This window comes from Paenibacillus kobensis NBRC 15729, from assembly GCF_004000825.1.
Taxonomy (GTDB): domain Bacteria; phylum Bacillota; class Bacilli; order Paenibacillales; family Paenibacillaceae; genus Paenibacillus_T; species Paenibacillus_T kobensis.
Map to the genome: position 1 here is coordinate 37,490 of NZ_BILZ01000038.1, position 20,601 is coordinate 58,090.

At 57.8% G+C, this 20,601-nt stretch carries 15 protein-coding genes; 1 reads left to right on the top strand and 14 read right to left on the bottom strand.

Going from position 1 to position 20,601, the window contains the following annotated elements:
- Nucleotides 1-449 precede the first annotated feature (449 nt).
- The 14 genes from PKO01S_RS19640 to PKO01S_RS19705 all read right to left on the bottom strand — a co-directional run bounded on the left by PKO01S_RS19640 (nt 450) and on the right by PKO01S_RS19705 (nt 19,204).
- Nucleotides 450-1,115, bottom strand: a complete 666-nt coding sequence (locus PKO01S_RS19640; protein WP_127533145.1) for a bifunctional 2-keto-4-hydroxyglutarate aldolase/2-keto-3-deoxy-6-phosphogluconate aldolase — start codon at nt 1,113-1,115, stop codon at nt 450-452.
- Nucleotides 1,116-1,217: 102 nt separating this feature from the next.
- A complete protein-coding gene (locus PKO01S_RS19645; protein ID WP_164779677.1) occupies nt 1,218-2,474 on the bottom strand; it encodes a M48 family metalloprotease in 1,257 nt (418 codons plus the stop codon).
- Nucleotides 2,475-3,416: 942 nt separating this feature from the next.
- Nucleotides 3,417-4,160, bottom strand: coding sequence for a type I methionyl aminopeptidase (gene map / locus PKO01S_RS19650; protein WP_127533147.1), 744 nt, complete (start codon nt 4,158-4,160; stop codon nt 3,417-3,419).
- A 160-nt stretch (nt 4,161-4,320) separates the two neighbouring features.
- A complete protein-coding gene (locus PKO01S_RS19655; protein ID WP_246070646.1) occupies nt 4,321-5,184 on the bottom strand; it encodes a MetQ/NlpA family ABC transporter substrate-binding protein in 864 nt (287 codons plus the stop codon).
- Between the two features lie 51 nt (nt 5,185-5,235).
- Nucleotides 5,236-5,901 carry a methionine ABC transporter permease gene (locus PKO01S_RS19660; protein WP_127533148.1) on the bottom strand — a complete coding sequence of 222 codons (666 nt, stop codon included), beginning with the start codon at nt 5,899-5,901 and terminating at the stop codon, nt 5,236-5,238.
- On the bottom strand, nt 5,901-6,911 hold the full coding sequence (locus tag PKO01S_RS19665) for a methionine ABC transporter ATP-binding protein (protein ID WP_127533149.1): 1,011 nt from the start codon (nt 6,909-6,911) through the stop codon (nt 5,901-5,903). Before PKO01S_RS19665 ends, PKO01S_RS19660 begins: the two co-directional genes overlap by 1 nt.
- A gap of 144 nt (nt 6,912-7,055) precedes the next feature.
- Nucleotides 7,056-7,244: a hypothetical protein gene (locus tag PKO01S_RS19670; RefSeq protein ID WP_006038752.1), complete on the bottom strand. Its 189-nt coding sequence runs from the start codon at nt 7,242-7,244 to the stop codon at nt 7,056-7,058.
- A 229-nt stretch (nt 7,245-7,473) separates the two neighbouring features.
- Nucleotides 7,474-7,683, bottom strand: a complete 210-nt coding sequence (locus PKO01S_RS19675; RefSeq protein WP_127533150.1) for a hypothetical protein — start codon at nt 7,681-7,683, stop codon at nt 7,474-7,476.
- Nucleotides 7,684-7,773: 90 nt separating this feature from the next.
- Nucleotides 7,774-8,202: a PaaI family thioesterase gene (locus PKO01S_RS19680; RefSeq protein WP_127533151.1), complete on the bottom strand. Its 429-nt coding sequence runs from the start codon at nt 8,200-8,202 to the stop codon at nt 7,774-7,776.
- 311 nt (nt 8,203-8,513) lie between these two features.
- Complete coding sequence (locus PKO01S_RS19685) at nt 8,514-10,217, bottom strand: long-chain-fatty-acid--CoA ligase (protein ID WP_127533152.1); 1,704 nt, start codon at nt 10,215-10,217, stop codon at nt 8,514-8,516.
- Nucleotides 10,218-10,327: 110 nt separating this feature from the next.
- A complete protein-coding gene (locus tag PKO01S_RS19690; RefSeq protein WP_127533153.1) occupies nt 10,328-12,106 on the bottom strand; it encodes an acyl-CoA dehydrogenase family protein in 1,779 nt (592 codons plus the stop codon).
- 1 nt (nt 12,107) lies between these two features.
- Nucleotides 12,108-13,355, bottom strand: coding sequence for an acetyl-CoA C-acyltransferase (locus PKO01S_RS19695; RefSeq protein WP_127533154.1), 1,248 nt, complete (start codon nt 13,353-13,355; stop codon nt 12,108-12,110).
- Between the two features lie 41 nt (nt 13,356-13,396).
- Complete coding sequence (locus PKO01S_RS19700) at nt 13,397-16,153, bottom strand: 3-hydroxyacyl-CoA dehydrogenase/enoyl-CoA hydratase family protein (RefSeq protein WP_246070647.1); 2,757 nt, start codon at nt 16,151-16,153, stop codon at nt 13,397-13,399.
- A gap of 702 nt (nt 16,154-16,855) precedes the next feature.
- On the bottom strand, nt 16,856-19,204 hold the full coding sequence (locus tag PKO01S_RS19705) for a (Fe-S)-binding protein (protein WP_127533160.1): 2,349 nt from the start codon (nt 19,202-19,204) through the stop codon (nt 16,856-16,858).
- Between the two features lie 451 nt (nt 19,205-19,655).
- On the opposite strand from PKO01S_RS19705, the gene PKO01S_RS19710 reads away from it, so the two are divergent.
- The gene (locus PKO01S_RS19710; RefSeq protein ID WP_127533156.1) at nt 19,656-20,417 is read left to right on the top strand and encodes an electron transfer flavoprotein subunit beta/FixA family protein; all 762 of its coding nucleotides are present in this window, start codon (nt 19,656-19,658) and stop codon (nt 20,415-20,417) included.
- Nucleotides 20,418-20,601 lie beyond the last annotated feature (184 nt).

The following is a 20,601-nucleotide window of genomic DNA, read 5'->3' on the forward strand; positions in this document are numbered from 1 at the left end:
AAATTGCGTCACTCTGTAACAGTTTCGATGTGTACATTTAACCATACCTCTCGACCCCCGTCAATCGTTTCCAGCTACTTTTCACAAAAATTAGTGCGACTTTAGTCCTATAGCATAAAATCGCACAACGGCGATGGATGAGAGCCATTTTCCATTCGACAAAGCAATCGTCTCGATTCGACATAATGCGTCAATTTTCCTATATAAGACCTACTCATTTTACGATTAAGCACTGGATGATTTTGTAACAAAAAGTTCAGAATTGTAGCAAATCGCACATCTTTTGCTATCAAAATAATCCTGTCCCGTCAGCCGCTCCGCTCTTTCTTTCGACAGTTTCTTTTGAACTTTCTGCTTATTGGACAAAAAAAATCGGCCCCCGTCTCATCATGAGATCGGTTAGCCGATTATTCTAAACCTGAATTTATATCCGAGAACAGCCGTTAGGCTTACGCTTTCGCGTTCCGGTATGCTTCCATGTACTCTGCCGCTTTGCGGGCGATAGACGACAAGTCGCCTGTCTTGGACGCTTCCTTCGTCAGATCGGAGCCGATGCCGACTGCGACAGCGCCTGCTTTGATCCAATCTTTCAAGTTGTCCAGCGATACGCCGCCGGTAGGCATCAAGTTCGCTTGCGGAAGCGGACCTTTGATCGCGCCGATAATGCTTGGCGAGAACAGGTTGCCCGGGAACAGCTTCACGATATCGACGCCGAGTTCGAGCGCGCTTTGAATCTCATGAATCGTGACCGCGCCAGGCATGACCGGGATCCCATAACGGTTGCACATTTTGATCGTATCCGCGTTGAACGCAGGAGCCACGACGTACTGAGCGCCTGCCAGAATCGCCATGCGCGCCGTCTCCGGATCAAGCACAGTGCCGACGCCGATAATCGCGAACTTCTCGGAGCTTGGATCGACCTCGCACGAATATTCCGATGCCAGCTGTTCGATCGCCCGAAGCGCGAACGGCACGGTCATCGTAATCTCTATAGCCTTGATGCCGCCTGTGATCGCTTGGCGTGCCATCTCTACGACTTCTTCAGCAGAATCCGCACGGAGCACGGCGACGACGCCGGAAGCTGATAATTGTTGCAACGTTGTTATTTTCTTCATAGCAATACGCACCTTTTCATCTGTTATTTCGAAATAGAAAGCACTTTCTCGCTACTTTCCATAGTAAAGACGACTAGGCGCCGCGTCAACCTTGTTAAGCGACTAACTATACAAGTGGCTGCGCCATCCGTCCAACACCCTCTTCGAGCTGGACTGCTCAAGCCGGGCAAGCTCTTCTTTAAACTGTTCTCTCCAGCCAGCGGACAACGCTAAGCGAGTTGCCCCTTCGATGTTCGGCCTCCGCTCCAAATGCCGAATGCGGTAGGAGGTCGGCGGGTGCGAGGCATCAACACTCGTGCTTGCGCGTTCCATCAACCGCTTAATCCGCTCCGTCTCCAACTCCGGCAAATATCGAATCCGTTCGCGGAACTCATCATAAATGTTAGCACGGTAAGCATAATGAACGATACGTTCGGTCGAACGGTAGAACGTTTCGCTGTAATGAAGCTTCTGAAGCAGCGATACTGAGGCACGTACACCGCCAGCCTCTGCTCCCGCTTCGTCCGCACGATACTCGGCCTTTTGCCTGTCCAACCAAACCGCTAGTCCGATAACGCTATAGAATGCGAACACGATGTACCGCAAGAGCCGGCGAACTGCTACATTAAGATGATGAATGGGTCCGAACCATTCGCTCCAGTCAGTCTTCGGTATTAGCTCGTAATAAAGTCGGCCCAAACCGGACAGTGCGAATAACGTAAACCGGTGCTTCGCAAGATCCCGGTGCCGATTATGACCGAGCTCATGGCCAAGCAATGCCTGCATTTCATCCTCGGATAGAATCGACAGAAGCGGCATTCCGATCGTAAGCGTCCGGCTGCCTCCCCATATATTTTCGTAATACGATGCATTGAAACTGTCGTTGTAGTGAACTTCTTGTACGGGCCGCGCATCCATAGTCTCGGATAAGGTATCAACCCATTCGTAAATCGCAGGATAATCCTGACGGCTGAGTCGAAGCGGAGAACCTTTGCGACGACCGAACGGCCGCATGAAGAAGCCGAACAGCGGCATTGCGATTCCCAGCAGCAGCCCGAATACAGACTGAAAAAAGAGAAGCAGATATAGGCCGTACACCATCAAATATAAGAACAGCACATAATAAAATGCCGCTGCCGAATAGGACACGACTCTCAACCAGGTTGCCGTCGGAGCACCTAATTCATAAGCCATGTTGTTATACAGCGATTCCGTCCAACGTACGCCTAGCTTCCTTGCCATTCGCTCCCCCAACTGATTCTTTCTGCTTGTTCCATCGGGATCGATGTTCCATTCGCAGCTTGTGCACCATACCGTAAACCCCGAATTAACCGTCAACGTCAGACCGCATGCTGGACATTCCTTAGGCTGTTCCTGCATCGTTGCTCCCCCTGATGTAGAAATATTCGACATTCAAGAGCATTAATTCTGCACAATATTCCAAATACCTCCACACTTCCAACAGCATCAGTAAAAATTAAAGGAGTGCGGCTAGACAAGAGCTGGCAGAAACAACATTGGAGTCTTCGCACACATGCGCCCGCTTGTAAAACTGTTGCCTACGGAGTGCAGTTCACGCACAACTGGGCTTCGTCATACGGAGCTACAGTTCTCGCACAGCTGGGCTTCGCCATCGGAGTGGCCGCCCATTAACAGCTGCGCTTCGCCATACGGAGCTGCAGCTCACGAACAGCTAGGCTTCATTGTACTCCGTACAACGAAATCCAGCCTTTAATATCGCAAGCTATAGCTCGTTGTACTTCGTACAATGGATTAACAAGGATAGCAGCCAAAATGACGGGAATCCGGAGTCTTTGTCATATTTCCGTTGTATAGAATACAACGAGGCCGCAGACACACCTTTCTTTAAGCGCGTTTGATTGTACAGTATGCAATGAAAGTCCTCGACCAACGCATTTCTACACCGCGAGCGCCTCCCGGTGCGAGGTCGGACGCCGACTAATCAAACCACCGCCCTTTTCCCCTTCATGCTTCATATGAAACCAACCAACCTGAAAGCCTGCTCGCACTCAACAACAGAAACGCAACAATAGACTCACAACAATAGTCACTCAACAACAGACACGTAACGAACAAGCGCATACAAGCACGATTAACGCTTCCCCCTCACCGCACCCCCGCTCTTCCCCTTGAGACACAAACAAAAACCGTCTCCATCGAGACGGCTCTTGTTCACTCTATTCCGTTCCAAGAAGGCGCCTGCCGACAAAATCCAGCTTCCCCCGGTGCATTCCTGCACCTCGAGCAAGGTCTTCAGCTTTGCCTCTCGTCAGTACGCTTCCCATGCTGTTCCCTAATCGTTCACCAATCCGTCAGCACGGCGGGGCCGCGTTCCGTCACCGCTACCGTATGTTCGAACTGTGCGGCCAAAGCACCGTCCTGCGTCCGTGCGGTCCAGCCGTCCTGCCCGATCCAGATGTCAGCCGAGCCGGTCGTCAGTATCGGTTCGATCGTAATGACCATTCCAGGCTTCAGCAGCAGCCCTTTGCCAGGGCGCCCGTTGTTCTCGACATGCGGCAGCTCATGAATTTCTCTCCCGATCCCATGTCCGACAAAAGTCGTGACGACATTGAATCCCGCTTCCTCTGCACTGGATTTAACCGCATGTCCGATGTCGCCCAGACGCTTGCCCGGTACGGCCTGCTTGATCGCCCTGTCCAATGCGGACCGGGTCGCCCGCAGCAGACGTTTCACGCGCGGCGTCGTCTTGCCGATCGCATACGTCCATGCCGAGTCCGCTTTCCAACCCTCGACGTCCGCTACCATGTCGATCGTGACGATGTCGCCCTCTTCGAGCGGCTCGGCGTCCGGGAACCCATGGCATACCACATCGTTGACGGAGGCGCATGTCGCGAACGGGTAACCTTTATACCCGATCTGCGCTGGCGTTGCTCCGCGTTCACGCATGAATCGTTCAACGAAACGGTCGATTTCAAGCGTGGTCACTCCGGGTGCAATGCGGCTGGCGATAGCCCGGTGGCATTCGGCCACGACGCGTCCCGCTTTGGCGATTCGGCGAATCTCTTCCTGCGTCTTTCTTTCCATCGCGTCCATCACTCCCGTCGGTCTTCATGTCTAATTTATTCGTTGTGAATAAAGATCAGAACATGGAAGCAAGTGATGAACGTTCGGAAAAAGCGGGCGAAATCAGTGTCCAATGGCACCTATCAACAGCTGCTGTACCGCTGGCGGATCCCCGAGTGTACTAGAATGCCGGGACGACGGCTCCGCTATATTTTTGCTCGATAAAGATCCGGACTTGCTCGCTGTTCAGTGCCTGGGCCAGCTTCTGCATCGCATCGCTGTCCTTGTTGTCCGGCCTGGACACAAGAATATTGACGTAAGGGGAATCTTTGCCTTCCAGGAACAACGCATCCTTCGTCGGTACCAGATCGGCCTCCAGCGCGTAGTTCGTGTTAATGACCGCCATCGCTACCTCATCGAGCACGCGGGGCAGCGTCGCCGCCTCCAATTCTTTGATCTTCAAGTTTTTCGGATTATCAATTATATCCGGTACGATCGCATTCACGCCGACGCCTTCCTTCAGCTTCAGCAGACCGTTCTTCTCCAACAGCACCAGCGCCCGTCCGCCGTTAGACGGATCGTTCGGAATCGCGACGGAGGCGCCGTCTTTCAACTCGCTGATTTGCAGAATCTTTTTGGAGTACGCTCCCAATGGCTCAATATGCACACCTGTTACTTTGACCAAATCGTACCCCTTGTCTTTATTGAACTGGTCCAAATAGGGCGTATGTTGAAAAAAGTTGGCGTCCAACTGCTTCTCGTACACTTGCACGTTCGGCTGCACATAGTCGTTGAACTCGACGATCTGCAGATCGACGCCTTGCGCCTGGAGAACAGGCTGGACCTCTTTCAAAATTTCCGCATGCGGAACCGGCGTCGCACCGACCTTGAGCACCACTCTCGCCGGCGTCTCGCCCGCGGTTCCGTTATTCTCTTCGTTATTCTCATTCGTCTTCTTCTCGCCGCATGCCGAAGTCAAACCGATGACAAGCACCAGCACCGCAGCGAATGCCACCCATCGTCTGTCCCAAACCATTCGCTTCATTACATACAACCTCCGCTTCATGATATGAGTGAATCCATGACTCTTCTTGCTTTACTTGCGGCTGATCCGCCGGACGAGCAGATCACCGATCGACTGCAGCAGTTGCACGAGAAGGACGAGCAGCACGACCGTGACGAACATGACGTCCGTCTGAAACCGCTGATAGCCGTAACGCAGCGCTAGATCGCCAAGTCCGCCGCCGCCGATGACGCCTGACATCGCCGTATAAGAGACAAGCGTTACCGCGGTAATCGTAACGCCGGCCAACAGGCCTCCGCCCGCTTCCCGGATCAGCACGCGGCGGACGATGCTCCAGCTTGAAGCTCCCATCGCCTGCGCAGCCTCGATAACGCCGCGGTCAACCTCGCGAAGCGACGTCTCCACCAGCCGCGCGAAGAACGGCGCAGCGGCTACGACGAGGGGAGGTATGGAGCCTTCGACGCCAATCGAAGTGCCGGTCAGCCATTTCGTGAACGGCATGATCGAAATCATCAGAATCACAAACGGAACGGAACGAAGCACGTTGACGACGAACGAGAGAACGCCGTATACCACTGGCTGGCTCAGCAATTGGCCCCGTGAAGTAAGAAACAGAAGGATCCCGATCAACAGCCCGAGCACCACCGTAAACATGATTGAAAGCCCAAGCATCCGCAGTGTAGCGTAGGCGGCCTCGCGCAGTTCGTCCGGCCTTACATTGCTAAAATTACCGAACATTATGACAGCACCTCCGCCTCGATCCCTTCCGTCCGCAGCCGCTCCACGATCCGGTCCATGTCCATGTTGCTGCCGCGTACGTCGACAAGCAAATGGCCGTACGGCACTCTCTTCATCCGCGACACTGTGCCCTGCAGAATCGAGAATACAGCCCCCGTCTCCTTCACGGCTTCGAACAATACGGGCTCGTAGGTCATCTCGCCTTTGAACCGGACACGGAGCAACCTGCCTCTGCGGGCGCCGTCCAGTCCTGATGTGAATTCGTCCGAAGCATCGCCCGATTGCGCGACGAACTCCTGCGTAATCCGTTGCTGCGGATGAAGGAATACGTCGATCACTTCGCCCGACTCCACAATAACGCCATCATCGATGACCGCCACCCGGTCGCATATCGAGCGGATGACGTTCATCTCATGCGTGATGAGCATAATCGTCAAGCCCAGCTTCTCGTTAATGCTTAGCAGTAGCGACAGTATCGATTCCGTCGTCTGCGGATCTAGCGCCGATGTCGCCTCATCGCACAGCAGCACTTCCGGCTTATTCGCCAGCGCCCGGGCGATGCCGACACGCTGCTTCTGACCGCCGGACAGCTGCGACGGATATTTGTCCCCGTGTCCTTCCAGACCGACCATCTTAATCATTTCGTCGACCCGGGCACGAATTTCGGAGCGGGGACGCTTGGCCAGCCGTAGCGGAAACGCAATATTATCGCGGACCGTCGCCGTCGAGAGCAGATTGAAATGTTGAAAAATGATGCCGATCCGCCTTCGCTGCCGCTGCAGCTGTCTCGCGCTAAGCTTCGTCAGCTCTACGCCGCCGACTGTGACGGAGCCCGTCGTCGGTCTCTCCAGCAGGTTGACGCAGCGCAGCAGCGTACTTTTGCCCGCGCCGGAATGGCCGATGACGCCGAATATTTCACCGCTCCGTACATGCAGGTCGATTCCGCGAATCGCTTCCGTTACCCCTGCGCGCGACCGGTACACTTTCGTTATCGCCTTCAGTTCAATCAGATTGGCACACCCCCAAGCAACTGGTCGTCAGTAACAAACAGTATTAAGTTAACCAACCTTTCCAATATCCATGAGTAATAGAAAAAAGCCTTACCCCTGTATTCAGGAGTAAGGCTGTTATACGATCTTCTATTCATCGACTGTTCAACCGACCGAGGAGTTCAGCTTGCCGAGCTCGTCTTCCACCAGCATCGTCAATTCTTCTTCGTAACCACCTGTTATCCGATATTTGCGAATGTAGTCCTTCACAAATTTGCGCGGATCTTTCGGCTGGAAAATTCGCGTGAGCTCTTTCAGGCTTTCCTTGACTTCATTCTGGCTATGCTTGGCCATGAAATCTCCCCCCTAAGCGTTGGATGGTTATCCTCAAACTTCACGGTACGATTACGGAAGGCGGCACGGCACCCGCTAATCCATCCAGGGTGGATTACAGCGGCTCCCACGGTCAAAAAAATGCAAAACAATTTGAACTTTTCTTACTATTATACCATCTGGCAGTTAGCTATAAAAGGGAATACACAAATTAAAACGGTTCCATATATAAAAATTAACAAATTTTACTCTACAAATTTCGATCTCCATCATCCGTCAAAATAGGCGCATCCGTTAGCTGGGAGGGGGCAGATGGCCGGGAATTATTGTCGCCTGCTGTCGAACGGTATGTTGCAGCACCTGCGCCTTTCCTGAACATTCGCAGATATGCGACAACGCCGACAACGGCCACGGCTACGCCAAAAACGACAACAAGGGTAGTCACCCAACCTTCAACCATTCTGACGCCCCCTCACAACCGTTTTTCCATATAAAGTTAAGTATAACGAAAAAAACCGCCCCTTTCAACAGATCGGAACCCTTCTAAATGTTACGTTTTGATTGCATTTGAGCCTGCGATTCGGAACGCGCTGCTAGCCCAAGCGAGCAGACTGCCGTCATCTCCGTATATGTGTCCCTGCATCGTCGCCGTCCTCTTGGAACGGTGAACCATCGAGGCTTCGCAGCGCAGAGGGCCGCCTGTCGATGAGGCCAAATAATGAATGTTCAGCTGCGCCGTGACGAGCAATTCTCCGGGAAATGCGAGCATCACAGCCAACCCCATCGCGTTGTCCATAAGCGACGCCAGCACGCCGCCGTGAACAAGCCCCGCCATATTCAAATGGCGCTCCTCGCAGTAAAGCCGAACGACCGCTTTACCCGGCTCTGCGCTCTCAATCTCGCAGCCGAGCGCCCCCCAGAAAGTCGACCGGGCCTTCTCCTCCATCCGAGCCCAATCTTCTGATTCCGGCGGCATCATAATAGGAGTCCCTCCTTATCGGTTGCCCAATTTGTTTCGGCGGGTTATGCGCCATTACGGTTCATTGTATTCCATACAACGAACGGGGCAATGAAGCTCCATTCACTACGCCTTCATTGTATCTTATACAATGGAAATTTCTTTCAAACAGCGAATTGTGCTCTTTTTGCGGATTTTCCGGATTTTTCATTGTACGGACTGCAAGGAAGACTGTTGCCAGTGCGAAAAACCTGAATTTCATTGCAAATTATGCAACGAAGACAGATACAAAAGTCGATCTGACTATTCATCTGCGAGCTTACACACTGATTCTACTGTGTTTCTTCAAGCTCCTCGTGCAGCTTTCGCTTCAGCACTTTGCCTATGATGGTCTTCGGCAGATCGCTTCGGAATTCATATACATGAGGCACTTTGAATGAAGCCAGCCGCTCGCGGCACCACCGGTTCAGCTCCTCCTCGGACAGCGAGACGCCGTCCTTCGGCACGATATACGCTTTGACCGTCTCGCCCCGGTAAGCATCCTGAATGCCGATAACGGCAGCCTCCCGGACGCCCGGATGTTCGTACAGCACCTCTTCCACTTCGCGGGGATAGATGTTGAAGCCGCCTGCAATTATAACGTCCTTGATCCGGTCCACGACGGCAAAATAACCTTCTTCGTCCATCGTGGCGAGATCGCCCGTATACAACCAGCCGTCCTTCAACACCTTAGCCGTCTCCGCCGGACGGTTCCAATACCCTTGCATCACTTGCGGACCGCGTATGGCCAGCTCTCCGATTCGGCCGGGCGGCAATCGCTCTCCTGTCTCCTGATCGAAGATGGCGCAGTCCGTATCGGGGAACGGAAGTCCGATCGTGCCGATCTTGCGCCTTCCCCATACCGGATTGGCATGCGTCACCGGCGAGGCTTCGGTCAACCCGTACCCTTCGATCAGACGGCCGTCTGTCAACGCCTCGAACCGTTGCTGCACTTCTAGCGGCAGGGGCGCCGAGCCGCTAATGCACACTTCGATCGAGGACAGGTCCAATTTGGCCGCCTCCGGATGGTTCAATAGCGCCACGTACATCGTCGGCGCACCGGGAAACAGCGTCGGGCGGCGCTCCTTGATCGTCTTCAGCACCTGTGAGGCTTCGAACCGGGGCAGCAACAGAAGCTCTCCCGCTTTATAGACAGACAAATTCATCAATACGGTCAGACCGAACACATGAAACAACGGCAGCGCAGCGAGAAACCGCTCCTTGCCGTCCTCCGCTTTATAGATCCAAGCCGATGTCTGCACCATGTTAGCGACTAAGTTGCGGTGAGTCAGCATGACGCCTTTGGCAAGACCGGTCGTGCCTCCTGTATATTGCAGTTGCGCCAGATCGCGGCTTGGGTCAATCTCTGCCGGGAAAGTTGCAGGCCTCGCATCCGACATTAGACGCGTATACGCATGAACCCCAAGCTTTCCGTACGGGATATTGGGACGAAAGCCTTCCTTCCGCTGCTTGAGCGGGTACAATATATTTTTCGGAAAAGGAAGCCCATCTTTAATAGATGTGACGATAACGGCGCGAAGATCGGGCACAGGTCCTAGTTCTGTATGCTCACCCCGCACGCGCGCGAGCCTGGCATACAGCAAATCAACCGTAATAATGACGGACGCGCCGCTGTCGGCCAATTGATGCTCAAGTTCCCGCTCCACATAGAGCGGATTCGTCTGAACGACAATTGCGCCGGCGAACAGCGCGCCATAGTACGAGATAACGGCCTGCGGGCAATTCGGCAGCATGATGGCAACGCGGGTTCCTTTCTCAACGCCTAGCCGCCGAAGAGCGTCCGCCATACGGCGGACGTCCTCCAGCAGCCGGCTGTAGGTCAAAGTCCGGCCCATAAAATAAACGGCCGGCCGGTTGCCGTACTTGCGCTCGGTTTCTAACAGCAGGTCGGTAACCGCAAGATCGGGATAGGTGCAAGTCTCGGCCACCTCCTCGGGATAATGGCGCAGCCACGGACGCGGTTCGATCGGTTCCATCGTCCTCACCCTTTCCGCTCACAATGGGCTCACTTGCGCATGGCCTTCACATGCACATGCACATGCACATGCACTTGTACATGTTCCGGCGCATGCTGTTGCTCTTGCGGTTACACGACGTACCGGCCTGCCGCCTTCACCTTCTCAGCGATCGACCGTTTAATCGCGATCGTATCGGTAAGCGGCGCTCGCATCAGCTTCTTCAACACCGACAGCTGCACTTGCAGCGCATCGCCTTGTTCAATCGCCGCTAGCGCTTTGCGGGCGAGCCGCTCGATCCGCTCCATCGTGTCTTGAACGAAGACGACGGTCATATCGACCGCATTAGCGGCCGCCGCCTCGCTGACGCGGGCCAGCTGCTTCCGGACGCGCAGCAGCGCGCTTTCCATCGCATAGATGCCGATCATGATATCGGCCAGTGCGACAAGCACCTCCTGCTCCTGCTCCAGCCGCAGGCCAAGCTTCTGCACCGCGAGCCCTCCAACGGCAAGGAACGTCTTCTTCGCTTGGCCCAACCGGTACGTCTCCCTGCTCAGCGCTCCGTCGAATGATGGAAGCGGCATCGGCTGCAGCAGTTCCTCTTGCAGCGCCCGCGCCTTGCGAAGCAGCGGCAGCTCTCCTTTGAGCGCCTTCTTCATCAGCGTGCCGGGAATAAGCATTCGGTTAATTTCGTTCGTCCCTTCGAAAATGCGGTTGATCCGCGAATCACGGTATATGCGCTCGATTTTGTACTCTTGGATGTAGCCATAGCCGCCGTGGATTTGCACTCCTTCATCCGCGATAAAATCAAGCGCCTCGGTCGCGAACACCTTCACGATCGAGCATTCCAGCGCGTATTCGGCAATCGCTTTGGCCGCCTGTGCTCCCGCGTCAGGAGCATTCGGATCAGCGGTGCTGAGCCGCTCGTCGATCAGCCCAGCCGTCCGGTACACCATGCTTTCGGTGACGAACGCGGCGATGTTCATATCCGCGAGCTTCTCGCCGATCAACGGAAACGAGCTGATCGGTCTTCCGAACTGCTTGCGCGACGCTGAATACGAAGCTGCAAGCGCGATTGTCTCCTTCGCGGTGCCAACGCAGCCCGCGCCTAATTTGAACCGTCCGATATTCAATATGTTGAAGGCGATCAAGTGGCCTTTGCCCACCTGGCCAAGCACGTTGGCGACCGGTACCGGTGCATCCTCGAAGAAGAGCGGACACGTCGACGAGCCCTTAATGCCCATCTTCTTCTCCTCCGGACCGACGGTGAAGCCCGGTGTACCCCGCTCCACGATAAAGGCAGTGAAATGATCGCCGTCCACTTTTGCATAGACGATGTACACATCCGCGAAGGCCGCGTTCGTAATGTACAGCTTGGAGCCGTTCAACAAGTAGTGCGTGCCGTCCGGCGACAGCCGCGCCGTCGTCCTCGCGCCGAGCGCGTCGGAGCCTGATCCCGGCTCGGTCAGGCAGTAAGCCGCGATTCGCGTGCCGGCAGCAAGGTCCGGCAAGTAGCGCGCCTTCTGCTCCGGCGTGCCGAAGAAGACGATCGGCAGCGTGCCGATGCCGACGTGCGCGCCGACCGACAACGCGAAGGAGGACGCCTCCGCCATCGTCTCCGCCAGCAGCGTCGTGCTCACTTTATCAAGCCCGAGCCCTCCGTATGCTTCCGGCACGTCGGCACCGAGCAGTCCAAGCTCGCCGGCTTTCCGGATCAGCTGGACGGTCAGCGAATAATCGAGCTTCTCGATCTGCTCGTCGCGCGGCTTCACTTCCCCTTCGACGAATGCTCTCGCCGCATCCGCCATCATGCGCTGCTCCTCCGTTAAATCCTCAGGCGTCACAATCGATTGAGGCGCCGAATCGTCCACGACGAATCGGCCGCCGCTCGCTGCATGGTCCGTCGCCATTTTAGAACACGCTCCTTTCGTCGCTAATCGGTGCTGCAATATGCGTCTGCACGGTCGGCTCCGCCTCGAATACGCCTGCGGCCCCCATGCCGCCGCCCACGCACATCGTGACGATGCCGTACCGGCCGCCCCTCCGGCGAAGCTCATGGAGCAGCGACACGGTAAGCTTCGCGCCGGTGCAACCGAGCGGATGGCCAAGCGCAATGGCGCCGCCGTTGACGTTGACCGCTTCTTCCGGAAGACCCAGCTCGCGGATAATCGGCACGCATTGCGCGGCGAACGCCTCGTTCAGCTCGAACAGATCGACCTGATCGAGCGTGATGCCTGCCCGGGCAACCGCCTTCGGTATCGCCTCGATCGGACCGATACCCATTACCTCCGGTGCGACCCCGGCTACCGCGAAGGAGCGGAAAGCAGCCAACGGCTTAACACCGAGCTGCCTGGCGCGCGCACGGCTCATGACGACGACCGCCGCCGCTCCGTCGCTCATCTGCGACGCATTGCCCGCCGTCACCTTGCCGTCCCGCGCGAAGGAAGGCTTCAGTCTCGCCAGCCGCTCCGCCGTCGTATCCGGCCTTACCCCTTCGTCCGTGTCAAAAACAAACCGGCGCTCCGTCGGCCTTCCGCCCGCATCGACAGAGCCTAGCGATACTTCCAGAGGCACGATTTCGTCTTTGAACTTGCCTGCGGCGATCGCGGCAGCCGCCTTCGCATGGCTGGCGGCTGCGAAAGCATCCTGCGCTTCGCGGCTTACGTCATAGCGGCGTGCGACCTCCTCCGCCGTATGCCCCATGCCCATATACGCTTCCGGCATCGCATCGACGATCGCCGGATGAGGCGACAGCCGAAAGCCCGTCATCGGCACATGGCTCATGCTCTCGACGCCGCCTGCGATGATCACATCCGCCTCGCCGAGCCGGATGCGGTCGGCCGCGTAAGCGATCGCCTGCAGGCCGGAGGCGCAGAACCGGTTCACGGTTAGAGCCGGCACCGCGTTCGGAAAGCCGGCGTACAGCGACATGATGCGGGCGAAGTTAAGCCCCTGCTCGCCCTCAGGCATTGCGCAGCCGATTATGACGTCCTCGACGTCGCCGGATGACAGCCCGGGTACCCGGTCGATGGCGGCGCGAAGCACCGCCCGGCCTAGATCTTCGGCTCGCGTTTGCGACAGCGAGCCTCTCTTCGCTTTGCCGACCGCCGTGCGGACGGCCGACACGATGACGGGATCGCGTTCCCTATCGAATGGCATGCGCTCATCTCCTTCTAGAGAGAATATTCGAGCCGAGTGTCCTAGTTCCGGAGCGGCTTGCCGGTTTCAAGCATGTGGCGCATCCGCTGTTGAGTCAGCGGCTCGCCCAGCAGCGCGAGAAACGCCTCGCACTCCAGATCGAGCAAGTATTGCTCGCTTACTTCCGCTCCCGGATGCGCATCGCCGCCGGCCAGTACATGCGCAAGCTTCGACGCAATGCGGGCATCATGGACGCTGATATAACCGCCGCGCTTCATCGAATCGACGGCGAGCAGCAGAATCGCTTTGCCCTCTCGGCCGGCAACCGTGACGCGCGCGCCCGGGTCCGGCGCCGCATATCCGGCGCGGTCAAGCTCCAACACCGCCCGCTTCGCCTCGGCAATACGGGCGTCCTGCCGCGTAATGACCGTGTCGTGCGGACGCATGAAGCCAAGAGCAGCCGCCTCATGGCCGCTCGTCGTCGTCTTCGCCATCGCGATCGTCTCGAACAGCGCGGCAAGCTGCTCGTGCAGCGAGCCGGCTCCGTTAACCGGCTGCATGCGGGATGCCGCCATAATGGCAGCCTCCTTGCAGCCGCCGCCGGCGGGAATTAACCCGACGCCGGTCTCGACGAGACCGAAGTACGTCTCCGGCGAGAACACGATCCGGTCCGCAGGCAAGCAAGCTTCGACGCCCCCGCCGAGCGTCATCCGGTGCGGCGCGGCTACGACGGGCCGGGCCATTCTTTTGAGCCGGAGCATACTGCCTTGGAACATCCGGATGATGTCCTCGACCTCATCCCACTCGCCGTTCTGCGCTTCCATCAGCAGCAGCATCAGATTCGCGCCGACGCAGAAATTGCGTCCTTCATTCGCCAGCACCAGCCCCCGCCAGTTGCGCCCGACTTCCTCGGTCGACTGTCGGATCGCACTCAAAATATCCGCACCTATGGCGTTATTCTGCGAGTGGAATTCAAGGCATGCTACCTCGTCGCCGAGGTCGATCAAGCTTGCGCCGGCATTGCTCAGAATGACGCGCCCCGCCGCCTTGAGCGACGGAAGCGAAATCGTATCATCCGACTCCTCCGTCTCGCGGTAGCGTCCATCCGATACGTACAGCCTGACGACTCCTTCCTGCTTGTAGAAAGACCGGTTGCCGTCCGCCAGCCATTGCTCCACCCAATCCGGCACCGTATCGCCTTCGGCTTTCATCCGTTTCACTGTTCGCTCGACACCCAGCGCATCCCACAACGCGAACGGTCCAAGCTCCCAGTTGAAGCCCCACTCCATCGCCCGGTCGATGTCGACGATGGAGTCGGCAATGACGCCGACTTGACGCGCGGCATAGAGCAGCGTCCGCTTCAGCGAATGCCAAGCGAATAGCGTATAGCGGACATCGCGGGGCAGCGAAGATAAAGGCGGCGAAGCGGCGGCATTGGCGACGGAAGCGGAAGTCGGCGGGACGACAGCGGCAGCAGTATCGGCGACAGTAGCAGATGACGGCGCGCCAGCTGCGGCGGCGGCAGTATCGGCGACAGTAGCGGTCGGCGGCGGGACGGCTGAAGCGCCAGATCCAGCAGTTGGCGGCAACGCAGCGGTATCCTCCGTCAGCTCGCCACCGCCCCTGCTCGGGCCGGCCACCTCCTGCGTATCTGCCTGCTTATCGCCCGACGGACTCGCGATTCCGCTGATCGAGGCTTCGCCGCGCGGCGGCCAAGCGACCGGCGCCTGCCATACGCCGGAAAGCAGCGCCTGCGCTTTCGCTGCGGCGCCTTTGGCCGCCTTGGATGCGTCAATGATGGACGATGAGACTTTGGCAGCAGGCCCATACTCGTGCGTAACGAGAGACAGCGCTTCGATCTCGCTCTTGCCGCTTGCTCCGCGGCGTTTGTGGTAGAAGCCTTGGCCGCTTTTTTCCCCTAACCGCCCGTCGCGAACAAGTCTCTCCAGCACAGGGGGCCGAGCAAAAACGAGCGCATCCTCCGGATCGCCGCTCCGCTCCCGCACGTTGTCGACCACATGGAGCAGCGTATCCAGTCCGACAAGGTCGAGCATGCGGAACGTCGCGGTTTTGGGCCGGCCGAGCGCGGGTCCGGTCAGCGCATCCGCCTCTTCGACCGTCAGCCCGAACCGCTCCATCTCCTCCAGCGTGACGAGCATGCCGTAAGTGCCGACCCGGTTCGCGATGAAGTTCGGCGTATCCTTCGCCACGACAACGCCTTTGCCAAGCTGCCTCTCGCATACCCTAGTCAGCTCAGCAAGTGCGTCAACATCCGTATCCGGAGCAGGCACAATCTCGACAAGCTTCATATAACGCGGCGGATTAAAAAAATGCGTCGCCATAAAATGCCGCCGAAAATCATCGCTTCTCCCTTCCGCAAGCGATGCCACCGACAATCCGGACGTGTTCGTGCTGACGAGCGATCCCGGCGCCCGGTGCCGCTCGATCGTATCCAGAACGCTCTTCTTAATGTCGACCCGCTCGGTTACCGCCTCGACAATCCAATCCGCATCGCCCAGCACCTGCGCGTCGTCCTCCAGACAAGCAGGTGTTATCCGGCTAGCGAATGACGCATCGTACAGTGCCGCCGGCTTCGACGTCTTCAGCTTCTCAATCGCGGCAGCAGCGAGACGTTTGCGCACCTCGGGACGCTCAAGCGCCAGCCCCGCCTTCTCCTCTTCCGGCGTGAGCGACTTCGGCGCAATGTCGAGCAGCGTCACCCGCATGCCCGAGTTCGCGAGATGGCCGGCTATCGCCGCCCCCATAACACCCGAACCGATAACCGCCGCGCGGCGAATCGGTCTGTGGGATTGATTCACGCTATTCCCTCCCTTAAGTGAGTCAAAATGGCATCGTCGGTGCGAGTTCATGCTGATGGGTTGTCGGATCTACGTCCCCGCGAACTAACAGCCTCCGCGCCGGACTATACCGTACCGGATCCACCGAGGTCCGTCGTGTGCAACTGAATTAAGCGCCCTCAAAGGTCGCTTAACGGTCGCGGTTAGGTCAAAGTATCCGAATAGGAGACTGCAAAAGACTCTTAATGATGCATACGGGTAAGGAATTGCCGCCTCGATCATGCGATAAGAGTCTATTGGCGTCGCTTAAATGAACTGGAATAGCTTCTGCGTGAAATTAAGTAACCTTAGGAGACTCTTATTTCACGAGCATCACGCACGCATTACGCATTACGCATTACGCATTACGCATTACGCATTACGCATTACGCATCACACATCACGCATCACACATCACGCATCACGCATCACGCATCACGCATCACGCATCACGCATCACTGCCTATGCTAGCCCGACCTCTCGGCTATCACTTCTGCTGTCACATCCGTCACACCCGACACCCGTCACCAGACACATTCGCGTCCGCCTACTGGACTCTCAGCCCTCGCCTAAAACAGTGGCGTCCAAACCGCACCCGCCTGCTGCCTGCTGCGATCTCAGGCCTCACCTAACACAGAGGCTGCAAGCAATGTGCATCCGTCCGCCTGCTGCCCCCTAAGCACTTAAGTCTCGCCTAAAACAGAAGCGGCCAGCAGCTCTGCAACGTCCCGCGCAGCAACGCCTTCGCGTTCGAGCTGGCGGAGACCATCCTCCATCATCGTCAAGCAGTATGGACAGCCGGAACCGATCACCGTCGGCTGGACAGCCAGCGCCTGCGTTACTCTCGCCACATTGACCCGGGCGCCCGCGCGCTCCTCCATCCACATCATGCCGCCCCCGGCGCCGCAGCACATTGCGTTGCGGCCGGAACGCTCCATCTCCGTCAGCTCCATGCCTGGGATAGCCCGCAGAATTCGGCGCGGCGCCTCATAAGCGCCGTTATAGCGCCCCATATAGCAAGAGTCGTGATAAGCCGTTCGCTCCGAGACGCTGTGCGACGGCACCAACTTCCCTTCATCCAGCAGCCTGGCGAGCAGCTCCGTATGATGGACGATTTCGGTATCCTGGTGAAGGCCGAAATCCGGATACTCATTGCGCATCGCATGAAACGTATGCGGGCAAGCCGTGACGATCCGGCGGATGCCGTACCTCTCCAGCGTCTCGATATTTTCCTTGCACAGCTCCTGGAATAACAGCTCGTTGCCAAGCCGCCGCGGCGTATCGCCGGAATTTCGCTCTTCCGAGCCAAGCGCTGCGAACCGGACGCCGGCCGCGTCCAGCAGCCGAATGAAAGCGAACAGCACCTTGCGGCTGCGAACGTCATAAGCCCCCATCGATCCTGCCCATACGACCCATTCCGGACGTTCGCCGCGCTGCTCGAAGCTCTGCACCGTCTCCACCGTAATGCCCGTTTGCTCGGCGCACGCTTCCATCCAAGCGGCGCGGTCGGCGCGCGGAAGCCCCCACGGATTGCCCTGGCGCTCGATGTTCTGCATCGCGCGTTGCCCTTCCGAGGGCAGACGCCCTTCCATCAGCACGAGGTGGCGGCGCATGTCGATAATTTTGTCCACGTGCTCATTGCCTACCGGGCACTGGTCCTCGCAATTGCGGCATGTCGTACAGGACCACAACTCTGATTCCGTCATGACGCCGCCAATAAGCACGACCTCCGTGGCGTCGCCGCCCGGCGTTCCCGTACGCTGCCAAGCCTCCGCCTGCGCCTCCATCGTCGGGGCGATTGACGTATCGGCCGCGCTGCGCCCTCCGCTCCATATCGGCACCGATGCGCCCATGACGTGGAAGCTGCCCGCAGGCAGCCGATCCCGACCGCTCTGCTCTCCGTCCGAGACGCTCGTATCCGGCGAAGTGCCGCCCGATGCCCACACCCATGCAGGAACGTAAGCGTTCTGCTTCGTAACGGCGGCGCCCTTTTCCGTCAGATGATCACGCATTTTCACAATTAAATGCATTGGCGACAGCAGCTTCCCAGTGTTCGACGCCGGGCAGACGTTCGTACATCGCCCGCACTCGACGCAGGCATACAGATCAAGCAGCTGCTTGCGCCGGAAATCCTCGATTCGGCCGACGCCGAACGACTCCGCCGTTTCGTCCTCGAGATCGACCGGTTCCAAGCGGCCGATCCGGCCCCCTTTTTGGCGCAGCCACAAGTTAACCGGAGCCGTAAAGAGATGAAAATGTTTCGATTGCGGTACATACACCAGAAAAGCCAGCAGCACGAACAGATGCATCCACCATGCCGATTCGTAACCGGACTCCGCCGTACCCGGCGTTACCCCTATCGACTGGAGCAGATCCGCGGCTGCAGAAGAAATTGGCGCGTACGCTTCACCGGGAACGGAGGCCGGCTCGGCGATCCGTTCGAACGCGAGCGTCAGCAGCACCGTTACGCAGATGCCGCCGATGAACAGCGACACGATGCCGGGCTTCCAGCCCCTTTTGAGCCGCTCAATCCGCTCAATGTACCGCCGGAACACGGCATACAGCACCGCGACAAAAACAACCGCTACCGTTAGTTCCTGCATATACGAGAACCAGCCGAAACGGGCGTACGGCAGCGAATAGCCTGCGAGCCCTTTCCAGATCAGGTCGAGCGCCCCGAACTGCAAAACAATGAAGCCGTAAAAAAGAAGCAGGTGCATTACGCCGCTTCGAATGTCGCGCAGCAGCTTCCGATGGCCGAAAATTTGTCCGCCTGCACTTCCGTCTGGAGTGAAACCGGCGGGCTTCGTCCTGTTGTTCCCTTTCGCCTTCTTGCCGCCGCTGCTTTCCATGCGGTTGTCTGAGAACGGTTCCCCCGCTGGATCTTGACCGGCAGGCAGAGGCGGCGGACGAAAGGATCCCCGCCCTAGCCGCATATACGCGACTCGCCTCACCACCGCCTGCACAAACCAGCCGATGGCCGTCCCCGACACAGCAGCGAACAGCAGCCACTTGACCGTCCGGATTACCATTTCATCTGTCAACGCAGCATCGCCCCCCTAGTGCGACTTCGATATTGGACAAGTTGTTGAAGCGCTTTCACAACTGCGCGTTGTTCAAGTATATGAGCCCGTGACCGCGAACATGCGTCGGCGGTCGGCGGCAGTCGCTGGCGCACCAGGACGTACAATTAGGGAATTTGCTTATTTCTTGCGAGGATTCATATTACTCTCTGGGGATCTTGTAGTGGTGGATGCGGCGAGGCGCCAACAATAATAGGAACGGTGGTTCGCCGAGATTAAGGTGTTTTCAAGGCTGCCTTTATGCACTTGTTGCAGCCACGCATCCGCTAGTCTAATCAATCGGCCATGGACATATCGTAGCACTGATGGACACGAACCCCGCCGAGGGCACCGGCATCGGCATCACAATCACAATCACAGGCAACACCTGGTCAAGAAACGGCATGAGGAGGCGAACAAGATGCACATCGTCGTGCTCATTAAGCAAACGTTCGACACGGAGGAAAAAATCGTCGTCCAAGGCGGCCGGGTAGCCGCGGACGGCGTTAAGCTCATCGTCAACCCGTATGACGAATATGCGCTGGAGGAAGCCCTTCGCTTGCGCGAGAAGCATGGCGGCACCGTAACGGCGGTCGCCTGCGGACCGGAGCAAAGCGCGGAAGCGCTGCGGACCGCTTTGGCGATGGGCGCGGACGAGGCCGTGCGCATCGAGCCGTCGCCAGACGACGACAGCGCTTCGGTCGCTGCCGCGATCGCCGCCGCCATTCGGCCGTTGAAGGCAGACCTGCTTCTCGCCGGGCTGTTCGCCGTCGATACGGGCGCGGGCAGCGTTGCCTTGCAGACAGCGGAACGGCTCGGAATCCCGCATGTGTCGGCAGCCGTTCGAGTTGAGATCAACGGCAGCAACCTAGTCGCCGACCGCGACATCGAAGGCGATACCGCAACCGTCGAGGTTCCCATTCCTGCTCTCGTGACGGCACAGCAAGGATTGAACGAGCCGCGTTATCCGTCGCTGCCCGGCATTATGAAGGCGAAACGCAAGCCGCTGCGCGTCGTCAGCCGCAGCGATCTGGCCGCGGACGCTGCTGCTCCCGCCACTTCGCAAGTGTCGATCGAAGCGGTCCCTCCCCGCTCCGCCGGCAAGCGGCTTAACGGCGGCACACCGGCCGAACTGGCCGCAGAGCTGGCCCGTCTGCTTCGCGAGGAAGCGAAAGTGCTCTAATGAATATGAACCGGACGCGAAGCAGCTGCCCATTCCCCCTCTCCCTAAGGAGAAATGAAGGAGGTCCCATCGGATGAGCATCTCTTGTTTAGTCTTCGCCGAATGCAAAGACGGCCGGCTGCGCCGCGTCGCGCTGGAAGCGCTCGGCGCGGCGCGGCAGATCGCCGGCGACGGCGGCGCCGTG